At 49.9% G+C, this 21,948-nt stretch carries 19 protein-coding genes and 1 tRNA gene; 13 read left to right on the top strand and 7 right to left on the bottom strand.

From position 1 onward, the window contains the following. Positions 1–6: 6 nt before the first annotated feature. The 4 genes from WCT94_RS02205 to WCT94_RS02190 all read right to left on the bottom strand — a co-directional run bounded on the left by WCT94_RS02205 (position 7) and on the right by WCT94_RS02190 (position 3,027). Entirely contained in the window at positions 7–276 is a 270-nt protein-coding gene (locus WCT94_RS02205; RefSeq protein WP_336867684.1) for a hypothetical protein, read from the bottom strand. Between the two features lie 224 nt (positions 277–500). After that, positions 501–773, bottom strand: a complete 273-nt coding sequence (locus WCT94_RS02200) for a phosphopantetheine-binding protein (protein WP_012773278.1) — start codon at positions 771–773, stop codon at positions 501–503. 10 nt (positions 774–783) lie between these two features. After that, a complete protein-coding gene (locus WCT94_RS02195; RefSeq protein WP_336867682.1) occupies positions 784–2,295 on the bottom strand; it encodes a non-ribosomal peptide synthetase in 1,512 nt (503 codons plus the stop codon). 102 nt (positions 2,296–2,397) lie between these two features. After that, on the bottom strand, positions 2,398–3,027 hold the full coding sequence (locus tag WCT94_RS02190; RefSeq protein ID WP_336867681.1) for a DUF2589 domain-containing protein: 630 nt from the start codon (positions 3,025–3,027) through the stop codon (positions 2,398–2,400). A 324-nt stretch (positions 3,028–3,351) separates the two neighbouring features. Here WCT94_RS02190 and WCT94_RS02185 point away from each other — a divergent pair, with 324 nt between their 5' ends. Then, the gene (locus WCT94_RS02185; protein ID WP_336867680.1) at positions 3,352–6,450 is read left to right on the top strand and encodes an amino acid adenylation domain-containing protein; all 3,099 of its coding nucleotides are present in this window, start codon (positions 3,352–3,354) and stop codon (positions 6,448–6,450) included. A 245-nt stretch (positions 6,451–6,695) separates the two neighbouring features. On the opposite strand, the gene WCT94_RS02180 is transcribed toward WCT94_RS02185, so the two are convergent. From WCT94_RS02180 to WCT94_RS02170, 3 genes are read right to left on the bottom strand one after another with little or no spacing between them, the layout of a single operon-like run. Further along, the gene (locus WCT94_RS02180) at positions 6,696–7,127 is read right to left on the bottom strand and encodes a hypothetical protein (protein WP_336867678.1); all 432 of its coding nucleotides are present in this window, start codon (positions 7,125–7,127) and stop codon (positions 6,696–6,698) included. Between the two features lie 56 nt (positions 7,128–7,183). Then, positions 7,184–7,645, bottom strand: coding sequence for a lysozyme (locus WCT94_RS02175; RefSeq protein WP_336867677.1), 462 nt, complete (start codon positions 7,643–7,645; stop codon positions 7,184–7,186). Beyond that, positions 7,638–8,234, bottom strand: a complete 597-nt coding sequence (locus WCT94_RS02170; protein ID WP_336867675.1) for a DUF2589 domain-containing protein — start codon at positions 8,232–8,234, stop codon at positions 7,638–7,640. The genes WCT94_RS02175 and WCT94_RS02170 overlap by 8 nt, the downstream gene beginning before the upstream one ends. Before the next feature lie 433 nt (positions 8,235–8,667). Between WCT94_RS02170 and WCT94_RS02165 the strand changes: the two genes are divergently transcribed. The 12 genes from WCT94_RS02165 (at position 8,668) to WCT94_RS02115 (ending at position 21,866) form a co-directional block, all read left to right on the top strand. After that, on the top strand, positions 8,668–9,282 hold the full coding sequence (locus WCT94_RS02165) for a response regulator transcription factor (RefSeq protein WP_336867674.1): 615 nt from the start codon (positions 8,668–8,670) through the stop codon (positions 9,280–9,282). Positions 9,283–9,586: 304 nt separating this feature from the next. Next, positions 9,587–9,663 (top strand) — tRNA-Met (locus tag WCT94_RS02160). A gap of 218 nt (positions 9,664–9,881) precedes the next feature. Next, a complete protein-coding gene (rimP, locus tag WCT94_RS02155) occupies positions 9,882–10,334 on the top strand; it encodes a ribosome maturation factor RimP (RefSeq protein WP_180742913.1) in 453 nt (150 codons plus the stop codon). A gap of 21 nt (positions 10,335–10,355) precedes the next feature. Further along, positions 10,356–11,885, top strand: coding sequence for a transcription termination factor NusA (gene nusA / locus WCT94_RS02150; RefSeq protein ID WP_319848941.1), 1,530 nt, complete (start codon positions 10,356–10,358; stop codon positions 11,883–11,885). Between the two features lie 25 nt (positions 11,886–11,910). After that, positions 11,911–14,610, top strand: coding sequence for a translation initiation factor IF-2 (infB, locus tag WCT94_RS02145; RefSeq protein WP_271875997.1), 2,700 nt, complete (start codon positions 11,911–11,913; stop codon positions 14,608–14,610). A 74-nt stretch (positions 14,611–14,684) separates the two neighbouring features. Beyond that, positions 14,685–15,083: a 30S ribosome-binding factor RbfA gene (gene rbfA, locus WCT94_RS02140; protein WP_336867670.1), complete on the top strand. Its 399-nt coding sequence runs from the start codon at positions 14,685–14,687 to the stop codon at positions 15,081–15,083. Further along, positions 15,083–16,027: a tRNA pseudouridine(55) synthase TruB gene (gene truB, locus WCT94_RS02135; protein WP_336867668.1), complete on the top strand. Its 945-nt coding sequence runs from the start codon at positions 15,083–15,085 to the stop codon at positions 16,025–16,027. Before rbfA ends, truB begins: the two co-directional genes overlap by 1 nt. A gap of 122 nt (positions 16,028–16,149) precedes the next feature. Further along, positions 16,150–16,419, top strand: a complete 270-nt coding sequence (gene rpsO, locus WCT94_RS02130) for a 30S ribosomal protein S15 (protein WP_010279698.1) — start codon at positions 16,150–16,152, stop codon at positions 16,417–16,419. 249 nt (positions 16,420–16,668) lie between these two features. Beyond that, complete coding sequence (pnp, locus tag WCT94_RS02125) at positions 16,669–18,789, top strand: polyribonucleotide nucleotidyltransferase (protein WP_336867667.1); 2,121 nt, start codon at positions 16,669–16,671, stop codon at positions 18,787–18,789. Between the two features lie 140 nt (positions 18,790–18,929). Then, positions 18,930–19,814 carry a lipoprotein NlpI gene (gene nlpI / locus WCT94_RS02120; RefSeq protein ID WP_012773292.1) on the top strand — a complete coding sequence of 295 codons (885 nt, stop codon included), beginning with the start codon at positions 18,930–18,932 and terminating at the stop codon, positions 19,812–19,814. Between the two features lie 104 nt (positions 19,815–19,918). Further along, on the top strand, positions 19,919–19,996 hold the full coding sequence (gene yrbN / locus WCT94_RS20790; protein WP_155116494.1) for a protein YrbN: 78 nt from the start codon (positions 19,919–19,921) through the stop codon (positions 19,994–19,996). Further along, positions 19,989–21,866: a DEAD/DEAH family ATP-dependent RNA helicase gene (locus tag WCT94_RS02115; protein WP_336867666.1), complete on the top strand. Its 1,878-nt coding sequence runs from the start codon at positions 19,989–19,991 to the stop codon at positions 21,864–21,866. The genes yrbN and WCT94_RS02115 overlap by 8 nt, the downstream gene beginning before the upstream one ends. Positions 21,867–21,948: the final 82 nt, after the last annotated feature.

Here is a 21,948-nt window from a genome sequence, read left to right as displayed (position 1 = left end):
CGTGAATTACTTTTTGCTACCCGCGATTTCAGCAGTAATCCGGCTGATGATACTTTGCAGGCCAGATGCTGACGGATGTTGCAATGATGCTTTGATTGAAACAGGAATAGCAGGAACAGACTTTGTCCCCCAATATTTTCTGACATAAGGGAGGACTTTCTGGCCAATCGCATAATAGTTAGCGGGCTTGGATGAATTTTGGTGACTCAGTACAACTTTAATTGCCGAAGCCACCTTCGCTTTTACTGCTGCGGAATTCAATTGATTTGCAGACATGGTATTACCACCTATTATCAGTGAAATAAGGATGATGAAATGCATTACCCATTACAGGGCGGTTATTCCCCTGGAGCATATACTCGTCATACTTCAAGTTGCATGTGCGTTGGCTACGTTCAGTCACCCGAATCACTTACCTGAGTAAGCTCATCGGGATTCCTTCGCTTGCCGCCTTCCTGAAACTCGAATTATTTAGAGTATCGATACGCTTTTTGGCGTAATTACTTCTTGCTGCTTGATTTCCCAGCGTGTATTTCGCTAATACGTTTGCTTAGCATCTGTACCGTTGGGTATTGGAATAAATCAACAATAGAGATCGGTGACTCTATTTTGTTTTTTATTTCGCGATAAACCTTGGACATCAGCAGGGAGTTTCCTCCTGCATCGAAGAAATTCTCTTGAATGGAGACCTTCGGATTATTGAGTACGGTCCGCCAGATAGAAATAATATTTTTTTCTATCTCGGAAGGTAATATTGCTTTGTCATTTGACATTTTTTCACCATTAGTTATTTGCATAGGAACACAGTTTGGATTTATCAATTTTTCCATTGGGATGCGTGGGCATTTTTTCCAACGCGACGAAATGGGAAGGCACCATGAAGAAAGGCAGCATCTTGGCAAGGTGTGCTTTTATCTCCTGAATATCGATGCGCTTTTGATGCCGTAGTACATAAAACGCGGAGAGCGATGGCGCTGCGCTTTCCGGGCGTTTTTCGAGAATAACGGCGGCGTGGTTAATTTGTGGCAGCGCCTGCAAGTGCGTTTCTATTTCCGCCAGCTCAATACGGTGTCCGCGTAATTTAACCTGACTGTCTATGCGACCAATGAACTCCAGCACGCCATCGGCCCGCTGCTTAACCCAGTCACCGGTTTTATACATTTTTTGCCCAGACTGATGGCTAAACGGATCATCGACAAATCGTTCCTGTGTCAACTTTTCCGCATGCAGATAGCCTTTGGCCAGAATATCTCCTGCCAGATAGAGCTCGCCGCTTTCTCCGACATCGACAGGCTGCTGCGCTTCATCCAGCACATAAGCGATGGCGTGTGGGATTGGTCTGCCAATCGGGGCGATTTTTTCTTCTGCTTCCGGTTGGCAGAGCCAGTGGCAGGCAAATATTGTGGCCTCGGTTGGGCCGTAGAGGTTGTGGATTTTCCCCGGATATTGCAGGGAAAGATCGTTAACCAGCGTTTGATCGAGCGCTTCGCCGCCAGAAAAGATATGGCATAGGGATGTGCAGCGGGATAGCACGTGCGCATCAACAATGACGCGCAGTGCCGTCGGTACGAACTGCGCCACCGTGACCTGATGGCGGCACATAAATTCTGCCAGTAACAGCGGATCGTACTTGGCGTCCTCGGTGATCACCGCACAGCTGGCACCGGCGATCAGCGGCCAGAAAATTTCCCACACCGAGACGTCAAAACTGAACGTGGATTGATTAAGGACAACGTCTTCGTGATGCAGTCCGAAGGCGTTTTGCATCCACACCAGGTAATTGATCACCGTGCGATGGCTGACCATGACGCCCTTTGGCGTTCCGGTAGAACCGGAGGTATACATCACGTAGCACAGGTCTTCCTCGCTGACGGTGGGAAGCGCTGGGGTAGCCTGTGTGCTCAGATCGAGCTGGTTGATGTCAACGATCTCACGGTGGCCCGGTGCCAGCTTAAGCGCGTGTTCATCGTCAGTGATCACCAGACGTGAATCGGCATGATTGACCATATAATCCAGACGTTCGTGTGGATAGTAAGGATCAAGCGGTAAATAGCATGCTCCGGTTTTCAATACGCCGAGCAGGCTGACGATCAGATTCGGGCTTTTATTCAAATAAATACCGACAACATCCTGTGGCTTTACGCCCCGTTGCAACAGCGCGCTCGCCATGGCGTTCGCACGCTGCTCCAATTGCCGATAGGTCAATGTTTCGGTATCGCTTCTCAGGGCGATGGCGTCCGGCGTCTGATGCCACTGCTGTTCAAATAAGGTATGGAGCACTCTTGCCGATGCCATGGTCTGATCCTCTGGTGATGCCAGGGAGTCACGCCGGGCATCCTTTTACGCGTTATGCAGGTACGGCACACATGGGCTATGCCGCTGAATAATGTTCTTTGCTTATGATGACGCTTCTTGCTGCTCCGCAGACGCAGGTGGGGCGGTGTTTTCCGCAGCTTGTGGCGTGCTTTCCCCATTGGGAATACTGGGCCTGATTGCGGCATCGGTCAGAAAATCGATGACGCGCATGAGCGCCTCAGGCGCAGGTTGACGTTTTACCTGCGTGTGAATGCTGTATTTGGCACGCGTGTCCGTCGCTCGGGTTTGCGCTGACTTGTGTGATACCCGACCGGCCATTTTGACCTTGAAAGCTCCCCATCCCAGTGAAGCCGCCAGATTGCCGTCTTCTCCGGTGTCATCGGATGACGATTCACTCTGCGTTACCTCAAGCTCGAAATCGATTGTCCCTTCTTCAATAGAAATAATCGGATGGGTAATGGCGGCAATGAGCGGTATGCGCATCGTTTTTGTCACCGCGCCTTTTGCGACTCCGCTTTCATCAATAAGCGTTTCGTCATAATCAAATTGAATAGCGACCGCTTTATTATTCTGAATGCATACGGATAATAAAAAATCCGTATAGGCTTTGCTGGCTTGAACCTGTGCGTTAATCATTGCCTGTAAAGGCCCGCTAATCATATTTTCCAGCGGTAACGCATTAATAACCGAACCGATAAATTGTGAATCCATCGGAACCTCCAATTATCTGCGAATAGGGTGTGATGCACTGTCAATAAAAAATAGCAAAGGGAAGGGAAAAAAATACCCGTCAGGGTACGGGGGGACTTTCGCATTCTGGCATAGTCCCTTTGGGATATAGGCAATAATGTCTTTTATTTGTTAAACCCATACTCAGGCATGCGCGTTATTTTATGTGTCTTTCCTGGTATTAGCATGACGAACCCATCGTTACGTGTTCTCATTTTTACAGCATTCATTTTTCACCGTGTGAGATACCGGACGTCGCGTTAGAACCATTCCCGCAAAAGCATCCTTTTACAATATGGAAGGAAAATGATGAAGAATAGAAAAACGATCGTTGAAATTATCTCTGAATGGTCACTGAAAAGCCCCGATAGGACGGCGGTGGAATTTAATGGCGACAGGCTGAACTATCAACAAGTCGAATCACAGTCACGTCTTTTGGCCGACTATCTGTTATCACACTACCCGAATAATAAACGTGGCAGAATTGCCGTCTATCTGGAACCTGGGGTCATGATGCCCGTGGTCTTACTGGCTATTTTAAAAGCTGGGTATACCTATGTTCCGCTCTCACATTTTCATCCGTCAGAAAGAATCATTCAGATCCTTGATGACTCGTCGGCATTTTTACTTATTTCCACGCGTTCGATGGTAAATAAAACGGCTATCGATAACGTTTTTTCCTCTACGCTCGTACTAGAGGATATTCATTATCCGGTTGAACCGGTCGCTGTGCTGCCACCCGTTTGTGAAAACGATCTCGCCTATATTCTCTATACCTCCGGTTCTACCGGGAAGCCAAAAGGGGTGGCCATTGAGCACCGGAACCTGAGTTATTATCTGAACTGGTTTAATGAGGATGTGTGGCCAGCGACGCGAGCGACGCTCCCTCTGACATCGTCACTCAGTTTTGCCGCCGCCGTGACACAGCTTTATGCGCCTTTATTACGTGGCGACACCCTGTTTATTTTGCCCGCCGATAGTTTGAATGAACCGGACGTTTTATTACGCTGGCACCAACAGCATCCGGATGGCGCCATTTACTGCGTGCCGACCGTTTGGGATGAACTGCTGCGCTATCAGGCGACCTCTTCTCACGCGTGGGCGTTACCCAAAACCGTTTTTCTCTCTGGCGAACCCGTCTCTTTTGATTTAAAAGAGCGCACGTTCCAGCAGATCCCGGATGTCAGGCTTTTTAATCTGTATGGCCCGACGGAAACAACGGCCAACTGCTCGTTCACCGAATTGGTACCGGGAAAAGGTGTAACGCTCGGTAAAGCGCTGCGTGGTAGCGAAATTCTGATTGTGGATGAGAATCTGCGTCCCGTGGCTGAAGGGGAAGAAGGGGAAATTTGTGCCTTTGGGGAAGGTGTCGCCCGTGGCTACATTAATCGCGACGAATTAACGCAGCAGCGTTTTTTCAGCCATGTGCGAGCCGGTAAAAGCGACTGGGGACATCGCACCGGCGATCTGGGAAAAAGGACGCCGGATGGGGAGATCGTGTATCTGGGGCGTATCGATCGCCAGATTAAGATTAATGGTATTCGTATCGAGCCCGAAGAGATCGAAATCGCGTTACGTCAGCATGGCGATATCGACAAAGCGCTGGTGCGGCCGATGCAGGAAAATGGGCGTCAGCGTCTGGTGGCCTATCTGGTCAGTCGTAACCCGTCGCTTGCCGCGAACGATCTGCGCCGCTTCTTGCAGAACAAACTGCCGCGAGCGATGCATCCGTCCCATTTTATTATGCTGGAAACTCTACCCAAACTGCCTAACGGGAAATTGGATGTGAGCCGGCTGCCTGCGCCTTGTCCGCAGCGCCCTGAGTTAGGATATCCGGTTAAAACCGCAGGCAATGAGCTGGAACAGGAACTGATTGATATCTGGCAGGAAGTGCTTGGTTTTCGTGAACTCGGTGCCAACGATAACTTTTTCGATTTAGGGGGCGATTCGCTTCAGGCGATGAACGCCAGGCTACTGATTCGAAAACGACTGTTTAGCGACATTGATTACCCGTTGTTTTTCAACAACGCAACGCCCCATCTGTTGGCTTTCATCGTCCCTTACTATGTTAACGATGACGATCCCACGTTTGACGAGGGGACAACGGAGATTGAGGCGCTCACTCCGTCATCGCAGCAGCGTTATTTCCTGACGCTGGATCAGCTCAGTCCAGAGCCGTCGGTCTATCAATTGGCTTTTCGCCTGACGATAGACGGTACACTGGATGAATCTGCCGTGGAATGGAGTCTTGGGCGTATTCTGGAAGGCAATCCGGTATTGCGGACGCGTTTCGATCTGGATCGTCTGCAATGCCTTGAGGGGGATTATCCAATCGGAGCGATCCCGATTGAACGACTGACGGCTTTCTCTCCCGGTGGGCTGGCGACGACGCTGAGCGACCGACAGCTGCTGGAGCTGGCCAATACGCCAGAGATGGATTTAGAACATTCGCCGCTCATCTGTTTTCATCTGATTTCGCTGACGGCGCAGCGACATATTCTGCTGGGACGTGTGCACCATACGGTATTCGATCATGATGCCATTGGCTTGTTTTTCAATCAGTTTATTGATTACGTCCGTGCTTATAGCGCGGGCGATCGCAGCTATCGAATAGGCAGTGAGGAGCGCTATCTGCGCTATCGTCAACAGCAACGGCGTACCAACGATCAGTGCTACCCAAGAGAGCGGCAGTTCTGGCTGGATAAAATGGAGGATTACCTGACGGCGGGTGCCGATGCGACGGCGTTTCCTCTTAGTGAAAGTCAGGAGGGAGAAAATTATTGGTGTATTTTGTCTGATTCGTTAACGCAGGCGATCAAGCACTATGCCCAGCAGCATCGCACAACGCCATTTGTCTGCATGCTGACCGCTTTTACTCTGCTGCTCAAAACTACAAACTACCGCCATGTGCCCATCGGTATTCCGGTGTCGAACCGTATGCTGGCGGACAATGCTACCACGATAGGCTGTTTCGTTAACATGGTGACGTACTACGATGATGCACCTGCGCAGGCGTCTTTCAGCACGCTTTTGGCCCGTAGCCAGAATAAGATCCATGCCATTTTGGACAATCAGACGCTGCCCTATGATGTGTTAATGACCGACGTTCGGGCTAAAGGATGGTCTGATAAGCTGCGTTTCCCCGTCAGTTTTAACTATCTGACCGCTATGCCGCCGGCCGTGCAGGTCAATGAGACTGAATATCAGATCGCGGATATTGCCAATCATCAGGCCCGGCTGGATTTGACGCTCTCTGTTTATGACGATGACGCACTGACGCTGTGTTTTAATTATCAGCAGGCGGCGTTTAACGCGGAAGAGATTACCGCGCTGTCTCAGCAGTACCATCACATCCTCATGGATATCGTACAGCCAAACGTAACGCCCTTGTACGGCAACCCGTAGATAATGCTAGCGAAGGCGCCTGAACAGCGGCGCCTTCTCTGAAAGGGCTGACACGTAGACGTTGGTTTGATTAGTCATGCATTGATGAGGTACTTGAACTCGTCGGAAGGATAAAGCGGTAGCGGGAAGGCCGCGAGGTGCCTTCCTGCTATATGAGCGACTTACGGCTGAGAACCGGTATTCTTGAGAACGTTGACTGGCGAGACTAATTGCTGATGAGAATAGCTATTGGTGAGAACCATGCGCTAATGGTCTGACGGGGTCTTGTCATCGGGTGTTTTTTCCCGAGCCTCATTGATCGAATGCACGCCTTTTGTCGCCTGCTTGATTTCCGACGCGACATCCAGGATGTCGTTATTCTCCCGATAGCTGAAGAAATTTGCCAGCAGCGTAACCAGGCCTACGCTAATCGCACCAACCAGATAACCTAATCCTATTGCATTCTCCACTTTATTGATGTTTACGTGCAGTAATTCGGCAATAATACCGACCAATGAGAAAGCCGCTGAAATACTGATGGTGATGATAATTAATATAGCGACAAATTTGTCATAATTATTCAGTTTCTGCGGGCGCCAAAAGAAGGAGATACTGAGGCCACCGAATAATCCTGAAATTGATGCAATAATGTCGCTGATCAAAATGCCATAGATAAGAGGATATGTTGAAAGATCCATAATGTGTCCATGATGATATTTTCTATGAGATGATTATTTTCGCGTTTTGTTGGATATTAGTTCGGTGTGACAGGTGTTAGGAACAGTGTTCTTTCTGCTTCTCTGCGGCGCAGAAGTCCTTCTACAACTTGTTCGCCATCTTTATCCCAGCGTGGAAATTGATCGGCAGCTGCACCATAGTTACCCTGATTTAGCAGGCGTAATAATGTCGATGTTTCCAGATTTTCTACGCCGAGGTTGTAGGTAAATGACGTTAGTGCACCAAATTGGTTTCCGTTGAGATCCACATTCACATAATGCTGTACGCCGGTTTCCGCCGTCTTTAAGTCCTGACGTAACAGTAAGTCGGCTTCCTGAAGAGTAATACCGTTATCAAAATTTTCATCTGGAAGTATTAAATGTCCATACCCAATGGTCCATCTGCCTGCGGTATCGAGATACTTTGTTAATTTCAGTCCTTCAAAGCTCTTAATGAGATCGAGACCAGCTTCATTGATCGTTTCAGGAATGTTAGCCATTATTTTTTTCCTCTTGTGTTATTTGGGGGAGAACGAGATTGGTATAGTCATCAATTAATCGCATGAGGCTTTCCGGAGGTTCGAGCGCAGTGAACTGCATTTCTATATCGACGTGCTGACTATTTCTGCCTTTTTTGTTTTTGCCTGAAGGCGACATACTGACGTGAAAATTACTGATGTTATAATCGTCTAAAGGTGAGGCTATTTCGTCCTTACTTACCGCATCGGTTCTCACCGTCATTTGCACTTTCATTTTTTCCAGCATCAACCCCCTTGGGGTGGAAAGGGCAACCAGCGGCAGTTCGACGTGGTGTCGGGAATCGAGTTGAATAGAAATTGTCTTTGGGGTTAACGCGCCATCAGCACCACGTTCAAAAAAAGGATCGAGCGTTTGCTGGTATTGGTGAGCGATAAATTGATTGGCAGCGGTAGCGGCATGCTGCATGCCGCGAGCGATATCTGCTAATGTTAACGCCTTTGATGATGACGTCACTTGATCGTTTAACGTGGAATGCGGATTTTCCCCTTGGGAGGGATCGACATTCTCTGGTTTTTTATTTTTCCCCGTTATCCAATTTTTGAATGACATATTTTTTCCTTATCTTATTCCCCGGATGATAAAAATAAAGTCATGAAGGGAAATAAATGACGATTTGGGAAAACGTTAACAGTTAAGGAGAGTGAAATACATCAGTCATTTTGTTAGCGATGTCATGTAATATGACATAGGCCATTTATTTATTTTTTTAAAATCCATTGCGCTAAATATGTTATGCGCTCATGAAATCATTACTCCATCAGATCTTATTTTAAGATAATATTTCATTGCTAATGATATTCCTCTTTGAGGGTTTTTGACTGAAGTTATTATGTCAGTATGTTCGAGTAAATATAGATGTGTCTATAAGGTAAACGGCATATGCCAAATGGCGTGACATCATATCTTTCAAGATAGGCTAAAACTTCTTAGAGGGCATTTTTAAATATGGCATTTTAAAATAAAGGTAAATGGAGATTGCACAGTGAATGTTCTTATTATTGACAAATCCCCTGTTTTCATTCAGGGCTTATCTGTTGGGCTGAATGATTTTATGCACGATGTCAATATTGTTGGCGTAAAGGAAATTGACGATGTATGGCCTTGCCTTGAGAGGATGAAAAACGCTTTTATTTTACTAAATTGTAATAAAGAAAATGGAGAGTACAGTTTTTTCCTGGAAACTCTGCATGAGAAATATATTGGCGTCAGTGTGATTATTATGGTTGATTCTATTGAAAGACATATTTTGAATAACTATCTGAAACACCATGTTATGGGGGTCGTTCTTAAAACATCGCCCGTTGATTCTATTGCTCAGGCATTAAAAACCGTGTCGATGGGTATGGTCTGTTTACCGGATGATGGCGTGATCTATGAAGGGTGGAGTGTTGATAACAGTGTAAAAGGAAAACTGAGTGAGAGGCAGCATGAGGTTCTGCAACTGATTGCATCAGGCGCTTCTAATAAACAAATTAGTCGGACATTAAACATCAGTGCAGGAACCGTGAAGTCGCATTTGGAGTCGATTTTCAGGCGACTTAATGTGCGTAACAGAACACAGGCTGCGATCGTACTATTAGAAGAAGAACGAAGATAAGTTTCGTCCTATTACATTATTTAGCTGTTGTGTTATTAAAGCATCAGGGAATCCCACAGCGTCATCTTTTTCCGCCATTTCAGGTACCCGTGCCTTTCTTCGACGGTTGGCCTGCTTTGCGGCTGGCATGACGACACAAAATCGGTTTATAAAAGTAAAAGGCCCATCGCCGTGAGCTGCCTCTTGGTGGCCGATGATTCTTGACAAAGATGCGCATTGCGCGTATAAGAATCGCCTTCGAACCAATCCTATGGATGACTTGCATTTCTGGAGTTGTCAGCGTAGTATTTGCCACGTTTTCGGACGCGGGGTGGAGCAGCTTGGTAGCTCGTCGGGCTCATAACCCGAAGGTCGTCGGTTCAAATCCGGCCCCCGCAACCACTTAACTTCCAGTAAAGTGTTTTTTCAAATACGTTCTTCACTCAATTTCTATCTCTTTTTGCAGTGATTTTTGAAAAAATCCTTCACCGAAAGTTATGCCGCGCTGGTTTGCGGCATTAGGGTCCAGTTGCATAAAGCCCCGATTTTTCGGGGTTTTTTGTTATTTGGCAACAAACAACTGGGCTATTAGGCCCTTTTTTTATGTCTTGGGGGTGGGCTTGTCCACATTAGAGCAAAAATTAACAGAGATGATTTCAGCACCCGTGGCCGCATTAGGCTACGAATTAGTTGGGATTGAGTTCATCCGCAGTCGCCAATCGACACTGCGTATCTATATTGATAGTGAAGATGGCATCACTGTTGATGATTGTGCTGATGTCAGCCACCAGGTCAGTGCGGTATTGGACGTCGAAGATCCAATCACTGTAGCCTATAACCTGGAAGTGTCGTCTCCAGGGCTTGAGCGTCCCTTGTTCACGGCAGAACACTATCTGCGTTTCATCGGTGAAGAGGTGACAGTGGTACTGCGTATGGCAGTCCAGAATCGCCGTAAATGGTTGGGTGTAATCAAAGCTGTTGACGGCGAAATGATCACCATAACAGTGGAAGGCAAAGATGAAGTATTCGCGCTGAGCAACATCCAGAAAGCGAATCTTGTACCCCACTTTTAAAGTTTGGATGAGGCAACTAGGATGAACAAAGAGATTCTGGCTGTTGTTGAAGCAGTTTCCAATGAGAAAGCCGTCCCGCGCGAGAAGATTTTCGAAGCGCTGGAAACCGCACTGGCGACAGCGACCAAGAAAAAATACGAACAGGAAATTGATGTTCGCGTCAGTATCGATCGCAAAACGGGCGATTTTGATACCTTCCGTCGTTGGTTAGTGGTAAATGAAGTCACTCAGCCAACGCGCGAAATTACGCTTGAAGCCGCGCAGTTCGAAGATCCTGCCCTGGATGTTGGCGGTTACGTTGAAGATCAGATTGAGTCTGTAACCTTTGACCGCATTACGACGCAAACGGCAAAACAGGTTATCGTACAGAAGGTTCGTGAAGCCGAACGTGCGATGGTTGTTGATCAGTTCCGTGAGCAAGAAGGCGAGATTATCACCGGTGTCGTGAAGAAGGTGAACCGTGATAATATTTCGCTTGAAGTCAGACCAATCGATGGCTCTAACACCAGCGCAGAAGCGGTAATCGGCCGCGAAGATATGCTGCCTCGTGAGAATTTCCGCCCTGGCGACCGTATTCGTGGCGTACTGTATTCTGTTCGTCCTGAAGCTCGCGGTGCTCAACTGTTTGTCAGCCGTTCCCGTCCGGAAATGCTGGTTGAACTCTTCCGCATTGAAGTGCCAGAAATCGGTGAAGAAGTTATCGAGATTAAGGCTGCGGCCCGCGATCCGGGTTCACGTGCGAAAATTGCAGTGAAGACGAATGACAAGCGTATCGATCCTGTCGGTGCTTGTGTTGGTATGCGTGGCGCACGCGTGCAGGCTGTTTCCAGTGAACTGGGCGGCGAGCGTATTGACATCATTCTGTGGGATGACAACCCTGCACAGTTTGTGATCAATGCCATGGCGCCTGCCGATGTCGTCTCGATCGTGGTTGATGAAGATACCTGCACGATGGATATCGCCGTTGAGTCGAGCAACCTGGCTCAGGCGATTGGTCGTAACGGGCAAAACGTGCGTTTGGCTTCTCAACTGCTGAAACAGCATCGTTCAGACGACCGTTGGGAACTGAACGTGATGACAGTGGAAGATCTTCAGGCCAAACATCAGGCTGAAGCACATGCTGCAATCGACGTCTTTACCAAGCACCTTGATATTGATGACGAGTTTGCCACCGTGCTGGTTGAAGAAGGTTTCTCCTCACTTGAAGAGCTGGCCTACGTGCCAATCAAGGAACTGCTGGCTATCGAAGGCCTTGATGAAGAAACCGTTGAAGCATTGCGTGAGCGTGCTAAAGCCGCATTAACAACGCTGGCACTGGCGCATGAAGAAAGCCTTGGTGACGGTCAACCTGCTGAAGACTTGCTTAGCTTGCCTGGGCTGTCGCGTGAGTTGGCGTTCAAGCTTGCTGCGATCGGTGTTTGTACGCTGGAAGATCTTGCTGAACAGGGCGTTGACGACCTGACAGATATTGAAGAGCTCAATGATGAGCAAGCGGGCGAATTGATTATGGCCGCACGTAATATCTGTTGGTTTGGCGACGACAACGAATAACGAACTGTAGCAGGAAAGGAACAGCATGACAGATGTAACCGTAAAATCGCTGGCCGCAGAGATTCAAACTCCGGTTGACCGCCTGATACAGCAGTTTGCTGATGCGGGAATGACCAAGTCTGCATCGGACTCTGTGACCCAGCATGAAAAAGAAACATTATTGGCGCACCTGAACCGCGATCGCGGTAATGCGCAGGGTAAACTGACGCTGCAACGTAAAACGCGCAGCACGTTAAATGTCCCTAGCACTGGCGGTAAAAGTAAGTCGGTGCAGATCGAAGTCCGCAAGACACGCACTTATGTAAAACGCGATCCGATTGATGCCCAACAGGCGGAAGAGGAAGAGCAGGCACGGCGTGAAGCGGAAGAACAGGCACAACGTGCCGCTGAAGAGCAGGCTAAACGCGAAGCTGAACTGCGTGAAGCTGCTGAGAAAGCGAAGCGTGCTGCCGACGAGCAAGCCAAACGTGAAGCCGCTGAAAAAGCTAAGCGTGATGTAGCGGAAAAAGAAAAAGTGACGAACCAACAAAACGAAAATATGACCAAGCCGGCCCAGGCCGAGAAAGCGAAGCGCGAAGCGGAAGCTGCCGAACTTAAGCGTAAAGCGGAAGAAGCGGCACGTCTGAAAGTTGAAGAAGAAGCCCGTCGCATTGCTGAAGAAGCCCGTCGTATGGCCGAAGAGAATGCAGGTCGTTGGGAAGCGGAAAGCGCTAAACCTGAAGAGTCTGCCGATTATCATGTGACGACGTCTCATCATGCCCGTGAAGCGGAAGATGAAAATGACCGTCAGGTTGAAGGCGAACGCCGCAGCCGCAGCCGCGCTGGCAAAGTAACCAAGCAGAAGAAAGGCAATCGCCAGTCTGAGTCTAAAGCTGACCGTGAAGAAGCGCGCGCCGTTACCCGCGGTGGCAAAGGCAAGCGTAAGCCAAGCTCGCTGCAGCAGAGCTTCAATAAGCCTGTTCAGGCGGTTAACCGTGATGTTGTGATTGGTGAAACCGTTACCGTTGCTGAACTGGCTAACAAAATGGCCGTTAAAGGCTCTCAGGTCATCAAAGTGATGATGAAACTGGGTGCGATGGCAACGATCAACCAGGTTATCGACCAGGAAACCGCGCAACTTGTTGCGGAAGAGATGGGCCATAAAGTCATCCTGCGTCGTGAGAACGAGCTGGAAGAAGCGGTAATGAGTGACCGTGATACGGGTGTTGCAGCGGAAGCGCGCGCACCAGTCGTAACCATCATGGGTCACGTTGACCACGGTAAAACCTCTCTGCTTGACTATATTCGTTCAACCAAGGTTGCGGCGGGTGAAGCGGGTGGTATTACCCAGCACATCGGTGCTTACCACGTTGAAACCGACAACGGTATGATTACGTTCCTGGATACACCGGGACACGCCGCGTTTACCGCAATGCGTGCTCGTGGTGCTCAGGCAACGGATATCGTCGTACTGGTTGTGGCGGCGGATGATGGCGTGATGCCTCAGACCATCGAAGCTATCCAGCACGCGAAAGCTGCTCAGGTTCCGGTTGTTGTTGCAGTCAACAAAATTGATAAGCCTGAAGCCGATCCCGATCGTGTGAAAACCGAACTGTCTCAGTACGGCGTTATGCCGGAAGAGTGGGGCGGCGAATCCCAGTTTGTCCACGTATCCGCTAAAGCCGGTACGGGCATCGACGAACTGCTGGATGCGATTCTGTTGCAGGCCGAAGTTCTGGAACTGAAAGCAGTCCGTAGCGGCATGGCAAACGGTGTAGTGATCGAATCCTTCCTGGATAAAGGTCGTGGCCCGGTTGCAACCGTACTGGTTCGCGAAGGTACGCTGAATAAAGGCGACATCGTTCTGTGCGGCTTCGAATATGGCCGTGTCCGTGCGATGCGTGATGAGTTAGGTCGTGAAATTACGTCCGCTGGCCCTTCTATTCCTGTTGAAATTCTCGGTATGTCCGGTGTGCCTGCCGCAGGTGATGAAGCGACGGTTGTTCGTGACGAGAAGAAAGCGCGTGAAGTGGCCTTGTATCGTCAGGGTAAATTCCGTGAAGTCAAACTGGCTCGTCAGCAGAAATCTAAACTGGAAAACATGTTTGCCAACATGACAGAAGGTGAAGTTTCTGAGCTGAATATCGTATTGAAATCTGACGTTCAGGGTTCTTGTGAAGCGATTTCCGATTCACTGCAGAAACTGTCTACTGATGAAGTGAAAGTGAAGATCGTGGGCTCCGGTGTGGGCGGTATCACAGAAACGGACGCCACGCTGGCAGCCGCTTCGAATGCGATTATCCTTGGCTTTAACGTTCGTGCAGATGCATCAGCACGCCGCATCGTTGAATCAGAAAGCCTGGATCTGCGTTATTACTCCGTCATTTATGACTTGCTTGACGAAGTGAAACAGGCGATGAGCGGTATGTTGGCGCCGGAATACAAGCAAGAGATCATCGGTCTGGCCGAAGTACGTGATGTCTTTAAATCACCGAAATTTGGCGCTATCGCTGGTTGTATGGTGACGGAAGGTATCGTTAAGCGTCACAACAAGATCCGCGTACTGCGTGACAACGTGGTGATCTACGAAGGTGAGCTGGAATCTCTGCGCCGCTTCAAAGATGACGTTAACGAAGTCCGTAACGGCATGGAATGTGGTATCGGCGTGAAGAACTACAACGACGTTCGCCCTGGCGATATGATCGAAGTCTTTGAAACGATTGAGATCAAACGTACGATCGCGTAATCCGTTTTCAGCGACGACGTAAGTGATTCGTAAGGGGGGCCTAGTGCCCCCCGATTTTTACTGGAGAATTTATCATGGCAAAAGAATTCAGCCGCACCCAGCGCGTTGCGCAGGAAATGCAAAAAGAAATCGCCATTATCATTCAGCGTGAAGTGAAAGATCCGCGTATCGGCATGGCGACCGTATCCGGTGTAGAAGTGTCTCGCGATCTGGCGTATGCCAAGGTTTTTGTGACCTTCCTGAATGATAACGAACCAGAGCAAGTTCAAACGGCAATTAAAGCACTGCAGGATGCTTCTGGCTTTATTCGTACTCTGGTTGGTAAGGCAATGCGTCTGCGTGTTGTCCCAGCACTGACCTTCGCCTACGACAACTCGTTGGTTGAAGGGATGAGAATGTCCAATCTGGTGACCAATGTGGTTAGAAACGATACGGAACGTCGTTCTGTTACGGGCGAAGATCAGGAGGATTAATGAGTCGTCCTCGTCGCCGTGGCCGTGATATACACGGCGTATTGCTATTAGATAAGCCGCAGGGCGTGTCGTCTAATGATGTTTTGCAGAAGGTAAAACGGATTTTTAACGCCAACAGAGCGGGCCATACGGGGGCATTGGATCCATTAGCCACCGGCATGTTGCCGATTTGCCTTGGGGAAGCGACGAAATTTTCCCAATACCTGCTGGATTCAGATAAACGCTACCGTGTTATTGCTCGCCTTGGGCAACGCACCGACACCTCCGATGCCGACGGTAATGTGATTGAAGAACGTGCGATTGGTTTTTCTGCTACGGAACTGGAGCAGGCGCTGGAAGGCTTTCGTGGTACCACGCAGCAAGTGCCATCGATGTACTCTGCGCTGAAATACCAGGGGCGTAAGCTGTATGAATATGCCCGACAGGGGCTGACGGTTCCGCGTGAAGCGCGTGAAATTACCGTGTACGAACTGCAGTTCATTCGCTGGGAAGGCGATGAGCTGGAGCTGGAGATCCACTGTTCGAAAGGGACGTACATCCGTACCATTATCGACGATTTGGGCGAAAAGCTGGGCTGTGGCGCGCATGTGATTTACCTGCGGCGTTTGCAGGTTGCCACGTATCCTATCGAAAGAATGGTGACGCTGGAGCAGTTAGCGGCGTTGGTCGAGCAGGCTCAGGCGCAAGAACTCTCGCCTTCACTAAGTCTCGATCCGCTGCTCATGCCGATGGAAAGCCCAGTCATTGATTTTCCTGAAGTGAATTTGGCACCCGTTGTCGCCGGTTATTTGAAACTGGGACAGCCTGTTCAGGCCGCGAATGCGCCGCTGAACGGCATGGTGAGGATTACCGAAGGCGACGCGCGCAAGTTCATCGGTATGGGTGAAATCGACAGCGATGGCCGCGTTGCGCCGCGGCGTCTGGTTGTTGAGTTTCCGGTGTAAACCCGCCTGTTGCTGCCTTGCTATCGCAGAACGCTGAGGGTAGAATAGCGCGGCTTGACTATTGGGTGGCTGAATTAGAGATCGGCGCCTGTTTTTTTATCTATAATGTTTGGAGTATTACAATGTCTCTAAGTGTTGAAGCTAAAGCTAAAATCGTAGCAGACTTCGGTCGTGGCACTAACGATAGTGGTTCTACTGAAGTTCAGGTTGCTTTGCTGACTGCGCAGATCAACCATCTGCAAGGCCACTTTTCTGAGCACAAAAAAGATCACCACAGCCGTCGTGGTCTGCTGCGTATGGTTTCTCAGCGTCGTAAGCTGCTGGACTACCTGAAGCGTAAAGATGTAGCACGTTACACCAGCCTGATCGAGCGTCTGGGTCTGCGTCGCTAAGTCTTCTGAGTTTCAGTGGGAAGGGGCCTCTTTTGGCCCCTTTCTTCTAGGAAGCGTTAGCAAAACAGAGTAGTGTATTGTTGTTAATATGATCTTTCATTACAGAGGTTCGCGCGGCTAATGAGAGGCTTTATCTGCATAAGCAAGATAAGGGTTGTCATTAGTCGTGAGGATGTAGTGTAAAGGTCGGGAGTTCACTGGCGCGTTTATCTTGAATACGTGTAGCGCGCCCCAGCTAAGGATATTATTTTGCTGAATCCGATCGTTCGTAAGTTTCAATATGGTCAGCATACCGTTACGTTAGAGACCGGTATGATGGCACGCCAGGCTACCGCCGCTGTGATGGTAAGCATGGATGACACCGCGGTATTCGTTACCGTGGTCGGCGCGAAAAACGCCAAACCCGGTCAAAGTTTCTTCCCATTAACGGTTAACTATCAGGAGCGTACCTACGCTGCCGGACGTTTCCCTGGTGGTTTTTTCCGTCGTGAAGGCCGTCCAAGCGAAGGCGAAACGCTGATTTCTCGTTTGATTGACCGTCCAATCCGCCCTCTGTTCCCAGAAGGTTTCCTGAATGAAGTTCAGGTGATTGCGACCGTGGTTTCCGTTAACCCGCAGGTTAACCCTGACATCGTTGCCATGATTGGTGCCTCTGCGGCGCTGAGCCTGTCTGGTATTCCGTTCAGCGGCCCTATCGGTGCTGCGCGCGTTGGTTACCTGAACGATCAGTATGTTCTGAACCCAACGACAGATGAGCTGAAAGAAAGCCGTCTGGATCTGGTGGTTGCAGGTACAGAAGGCGCGGTTCTGATGGTGGAATCCGAAGCCGATCTGCTGAGTGAAGATCAGATGCTGGGCGCAGTGGTATTTGGCCACGATCAACAACAGGTTGTGATCGAAAACATCAACGCTCTGGTTGCCGAAGCGGGCAAACCGAAGTGGGACTGGCATGCGCCAGAAGTGAATGTTTCTTTAGAACAGCGTGTACAGGCTCTGTCTGAAGCTCGTTTGGGCGATGCTTACCGCATCACTGAAAAACAAGAGCGTTATGCACAAGTTGACGTCATCAAAGCTGACGTTGAAGCCGCGCTGCTGGCAGAAGACGACACGCTGAACGCAGGTGAGATCCAGGAAATCCTGGGCAACGTCGAGAAAAACGTTGTACGTAGCCGCGTGCTGGCTGGCGAACCGCGTATCGATGGCCGTGAAAAAGATATGATTCGTGGTCTGGATGTGCGTACTGGCGTACTGCCACGTACTCACGGTTCTGCGCTGTTCACCCGTGGTGAAACGCAGGCGTTGGTCACTGCTACGCTGGGTACCGAGCGTGACGCACAGACCATCGACGAACTGACTGGCGAACGTACCGATCGCTTCCTGCTGCACTATAACTTCCCTCCGTACTCTGTTGGTGAAACCGGTATGGTTGGTTCGCCTAAGCGTCGTGAAATCGGTCACGGTCGTCTGGCTAAGCGCGGCGTGTTGGCTGTTATGCCGAAGGCGAGCGAATTCCCGTATACCGTCCGTGTGGTGTCTGAAATCACTGAATCCAACGGTTCTTCCTCCATGGCGTCTGTCTGCGGTGCTTCTCTGGCACTGATGGATGCGGGTGTGCCGATCAAATCAGCCGTTGCGGGTATCGCGATGGGTCTGGTGAAAGAAGGCGACAACTTTGTTGTGCTGTCCGACATTCTGGGTGACGAAGACCACCTGGGCGATATGGACTTCAAAGTTGCCGGTAGCCGTGAAGGTATCACCGCGCTGCAGATGGATATCAAGATCGAAGGGATTACCCGTGAGATCATGCAGGTTGCTCTGAATCAGGCCAAAGGCGCGCGTTTGCACATTCTGGGCGTGATGGAACAGGCAATCAGCACGCCGCGTGGTGATATCTCTGAATTCGCACCACGTATTCACACCATCAAGATCAGCACCGATAAGATCAAAGATGTCATTGGTAAAGGTGGCTCTGTGATTCGTGCGCTGACGGAAGAAACCGGCACCACGATTGAAATCGAAGACGATGGTACTGTGAAGATCGCTTCAACCGACGGCGAAAAAGCGAAACACGCGATTCGTCGTATTGAAGAGATCACTGCCGAAATCGAAGTCGGCCGCGTGTATCAGGGTAAAGTTACCCGCATCGTTGACTTTGGTGCTTTCGTCGCCATCGGCGGCGGAAAAGAAGGCCTGGTGCATATTTCTCAGATCGCTGACAAGCGCGTAGAGAAAGTGACTGACTACCTGCAAATGGGTCAGGAAGTACCAGTCAAGGTTCTGGAAGTTGATCGTCAGGGCCGCGTGCGCTTAAGCATCAAAGAAGCAACAGCGCAAACTCAGGAAGCGGCAGCCCCGTCTTCTGAGGAATAACGACTGTTAGAAAACGGTCTTATGGCACCTTGTCTGATTATCATGGCAAGGTGCCACGTGTATCGTAAGGGTATGGATGTCCTTGCGTTGAGCGGTCCGGGACAGGATGTTCATCCAATGTTTGTCTTCGGGAGTGGGAAATGAAGCCTTTCTTGCGCTGGTGTTATGTTGCAACAGCACTCATGCTGGCAGGATGCAGCAACACGGATTGGCGTAAAGACGCAGTATTGGCGATTCCGTTACAGCCTACTTTACAGCAGGAAGTGATTCTGGCGCGCATGGAACAAATCCTTGCAAGCCGGGCATTAACCGATGATGAGCGAGCACAGCTATTATATGAGCGCGGAGTGCTGTATGATAGTCTCGGGTTACGGGCATTGGCGCGGAATGATTTTTCACAAGCGCTGACGATCCGCCCTGATATTCCAGAAGTTTTTAACTATTTGGGTATCTATTTAACGCAGGCAGGCAATTTTGATGCTGCCTATGAAGCGTTTGATTCTGTACTAGAGCTTGATCCAACTTACAATTACGCGCGTTTAAACCGGGGCATCGCTTTGTATTACGGCGGTCGCTACCTATTAGCGCAGGATGATCTGCTGGCGTTTTATCGAGACGATCCGAATGATCCTTTCCGTTCGTTGTGGCTGTATCTTGTGGAGCGAGAAATCAATCCAGAGACGGCCAAAGTTGCGTTGAAGAAACGCTATGACGACGCCAAGAAAGGGCCTTGGGGATGGAATATTGTCGAATTCTACCTGGGTGGTATCAGTGAAAAAACACTGATGCAACGGTTACAGGAAGAAGCTACGGATAACACTTCGCTCGCTGAGCATCTCAGTGAAACTGACTTCTATTTAGGTAAGCACTACCTAAGTCTGGGGGACAAGAACACCGCTTTGGCGCTGTTCAAGCTGACGGTTGCCAACAACGTCCATAACTTTGTTGAGCACCGCTATGCATTGTTGGAATTGGCGCTATTAGGCCAAGAGCAAGACGACCTATCAGGATCGGACCAGCAATAGCTGACGAACATCTAATCAGCCTGAAAAACTTCGGTTATCACCTTCACGGGTGAGGGCTTTTTTGTTCGCTTTTTAATCCAATTTGAGCCGGTTCACACTTTTCAATGAAAATGACTGAAAATTTTCACGACGAGTTATGTAGACTGGCCGCCATGTGTAATGAGGCACGTGTACATGACTGATTTAGTAACTTCTTTTGCCGATTTGGGGTTGAACACCTCTATCCTTAATGCCCTGACTGATTTGGGCTATGAAAAACCGTCTCCGATTCAGGCGGAATGTATTCCTCACCTGCTGAACGGTCGCGATGTGCTGGGTATGGCACAGACCGGTAGCGGTAAAACAGCAGCGTTCTCTCTGCCATTACTGAACAACCTGAAACCTGAACTTAAAGCACCACAGATTCTGGTGCTGGCGCCGACCCGTGAGCTGGCGGTGCAGGTAGCAGAGGCCTGCAATGATTTCTCCAAACATATGCACGGCGTTAACGTCGTCGCACTGTACGGCGGTCAACGCTATGACGTGCAACTGCGCGCGCTGCGCCAGGGTGCGCAGATTGTCGTGGGTACGCCGGGTCGTCTGCTCGATCACCTGAAACGCGGTACGCTGGATCTGTCCAACCTGAGTGGTCTGGTGCTGGACGAAGCCGATGAAATGCTGCGTATGGGCTTCATCGAAGATGTTGAAAACATCATGGCGCAGATCCCTGCTGAGCATCAGACTGCGCTGTTCTCTGCGACCATGCCAGAAGCGATTCGCCGCATTACGCGCCGTTTCATGAAAGATCCGCAGGAAGTTCGCATTCAATCCAGCATTACCACGCGTCCAGACATTAGCCAGAGCTACTGGACTGTGCAGGGTATGCGTAAAAATGAAGCGTTGGTACGCTTCCTGGAAGCGGAAGATTTTGATGCGGCGATTATTTTCGTTCGTACCAAGAATGCGACGCTGGAAGTGGCTGAAGCTCTGGAGCGTAGCGGTTACAACAGCGCCGCGCTGAACGGTGACATGAACCAGGCGTTGCGTGAGCAAACGCTGGAGCGTCTGAAAGATGGCCGTCTTGATATCCTGATCGCGACCGACGTTGCGGCGCGTGGTCTGGACGTTGAACGTATCAGCCTGGTCGTCAACTACGATATCCCGATGGATGCCGAGTCTTACGTTCACCGTATTGGCCGTACCGGTCGTGCGGGTCGTGCGGGTCGTGCTCTGCTGTTTGTTGAAAACCGTGAGCGTCGCCTGCTGCGCAACGTTGAGCGCACAATGAAGCTGACGATTCCTGAAGTGGAATTGCCAAATGCAGAATTGCTGGGTCAACGTCGTCTGGCCAAGTTTGCTGCTAAAGTACAGCAGCAGTTGGAAAGCAGCGATCTGGATATGTACCGCGCGCTGCTGACGAAGCTGCAACCGCAGGAAGAGCTGGATATCGAAACGCTGGCTGCTGCATTGCTGAAAATGGCACAGGGCGAACGTCCTCTGATTCTGCCACCAGATCCAGTATTCCGTCCTCGTCGTGAATTCCGCGAGCGTGATGATTCACGTGGCGAGCGTCGTCGCGATCCGCGCGATTCTCGTGACAGCCGTGACGGTGACCGTCCGCAACGTCGTGAACGTCGTGATGCAGGCGAGATGGAACTGTATCGTATTGAAGTGGGCCGTGATGACGGTGTTGAAGTTCGTCACATCGTTGGCGCAATCGCCAACGAAGGTGATATCAGCAGCCGCTACATCGGTAACATCAAGCTGTTCGCGTCTCACTCGACGATTGAACTGCCGAAAGGTATGCCGGGCGACCTGTTATCACACTTTACCCGCACGCGTATTCTGAACAAACCGATGAACATGCAATTGCTGGGTGATGCTCAGCCGCATGAACGTCGTGGCGGTGGCCGTCCTGGTGGCGAACGCCGTGATGGCGCAGCACCACGTCGCTCTTTCGGTGGTGGTGAACGTCGTGAAGGTAACGGTGGTGAGCGTCGCGAGCGTTCTTTCAACCGTGATAACCGTGACGGTGCTTCACGCGCGCCACGTCGTCGTCCTGCTGACGCGTAAGATTCGCTTCAGCTTGTTTCAATACAGGCTGTCGTAACAAAATCAGCTGTAATGCAAAACGACCCGTTCAGGGTCGTTTTTT

Source organism: Pectobacterium sp. 1950-15 (assembly GCF_037136835.1).
GTDB lineage: Bacteria > Pseudomonadota > Gammaproteobacteria > Enterobacterales > Enterobacteriaceae > Pectobacterium.
This window is presented reverse-complemented; position numbering and strand designations above follow the sequence as displayed.

Bases quoted from the DNA above. Each gene is read 5' to 3' on its own strand.
- WCT94_RS02205 (WP_336867684.1), bottom strand. From the start codon at position 276: ATGTCTGCAAATCAATTGAATTCCGCAGCAGTAAAAGCGAAGGTGGCT.
- WCT94_RS02200 (WP_012773278.1), bottom strand. From the start codon at position 773: ATGTCAAATGACAAAGCAATATTACCTTCCGAGATAGAAAAAAATATT.
- WCT94_RS02195 (WP_336867682.1), bottom strand. From the start codon at position 2,295: ATGGCATCGGCAAGAGTGCTCCATACCTTATTTGAACAGCAGTGGCAT.
- WCT94_RS02190 (WP_336867681.1), bottom strand. From the start codon at position 3,027: ATGGATTCACAATTTATCGGTTCGGTTATTAATGCGTTACCGCTGGAA.
- WCT94_RS02185 (WP_336867680.1), top strand. From the start codon at position 3,352: ATGATGAAGAATAGAAAAACGATCGTTGAAATTATCTCTGAATGGTCA.
- WCT94_RS02180 (WP_336867678.1), bottom strand. From the start codon at position 7,127: ATGGATCTTTCAACATATCCTCTTATCTATGGCATTTTGATCAGCGAC.
- WCT94_RS02175 (WP_336867677.1), bottom strand. From the start codon at position 7,645: ATGGCTAACATTCCTGAAACGATCAATGAAGCTGGTCTCGATCTCATT.
- WCT94_RS02170 (WP_336867675.1), bottom strand. From the start codon at position 8,234: ATGTCATTCAAAAATTGGATAACGGGGAAAAATAAAAAACCAGAGAAT.
- nusA (WP_319848941.1), top strand. From the start codon at position 10,356: ATGAACAAAGAGATTCTGGCTGTTGTTGAAGCAGTTTCCAATGAGAAA.
- infB (WP_271875997.1), top strand. From the start codon at position 11,911: ATGACAGATGTAACCGTAAAATCGCTGGCCGCAGAGATTCAAACTCCG.
- rbfA (WP_336867670.1), top strand. From the start codon at position 14,685: ATGGCAAAAGAATTCAGCCGCACCCAGCGCGTTGCGCAGGAAATGCAA.
- truB (WP_336867668.1), top strand. From the start codon at position 15,083: ATGAGTCGTCCTCGTCGCCGTGGCCGTGATATACACGGCGTATTGCTA.
- rpsO (WP_010279698.1), top strand. From the start codon at position 16,150: ATGTCTCTAAGTGTTGAAGCTAAAGCTAAAATCGTAGCAGACTTCGGT.
- nlpI (WP_012773292.1), top strand. From the start codon at position 18,930: ATGAAGCCTTTCTTGCGCTGGTGTTATGTTGCAACAGCACTCATGCTG.
- yrbN (WP_155116494.1), top strand. From the start codon at position 19,919: ATGAAAATGACTGAAAATTTTCACGACGAGTTATGTAGACTGGCCGCC.
- WCT94_RS02115 (WP_336867666.1), top strand. From the start codon at position 19,989: ATGACTGATTTAGTAACTTCTTTTGCCGATTTGGGGTTGAACACCTCT.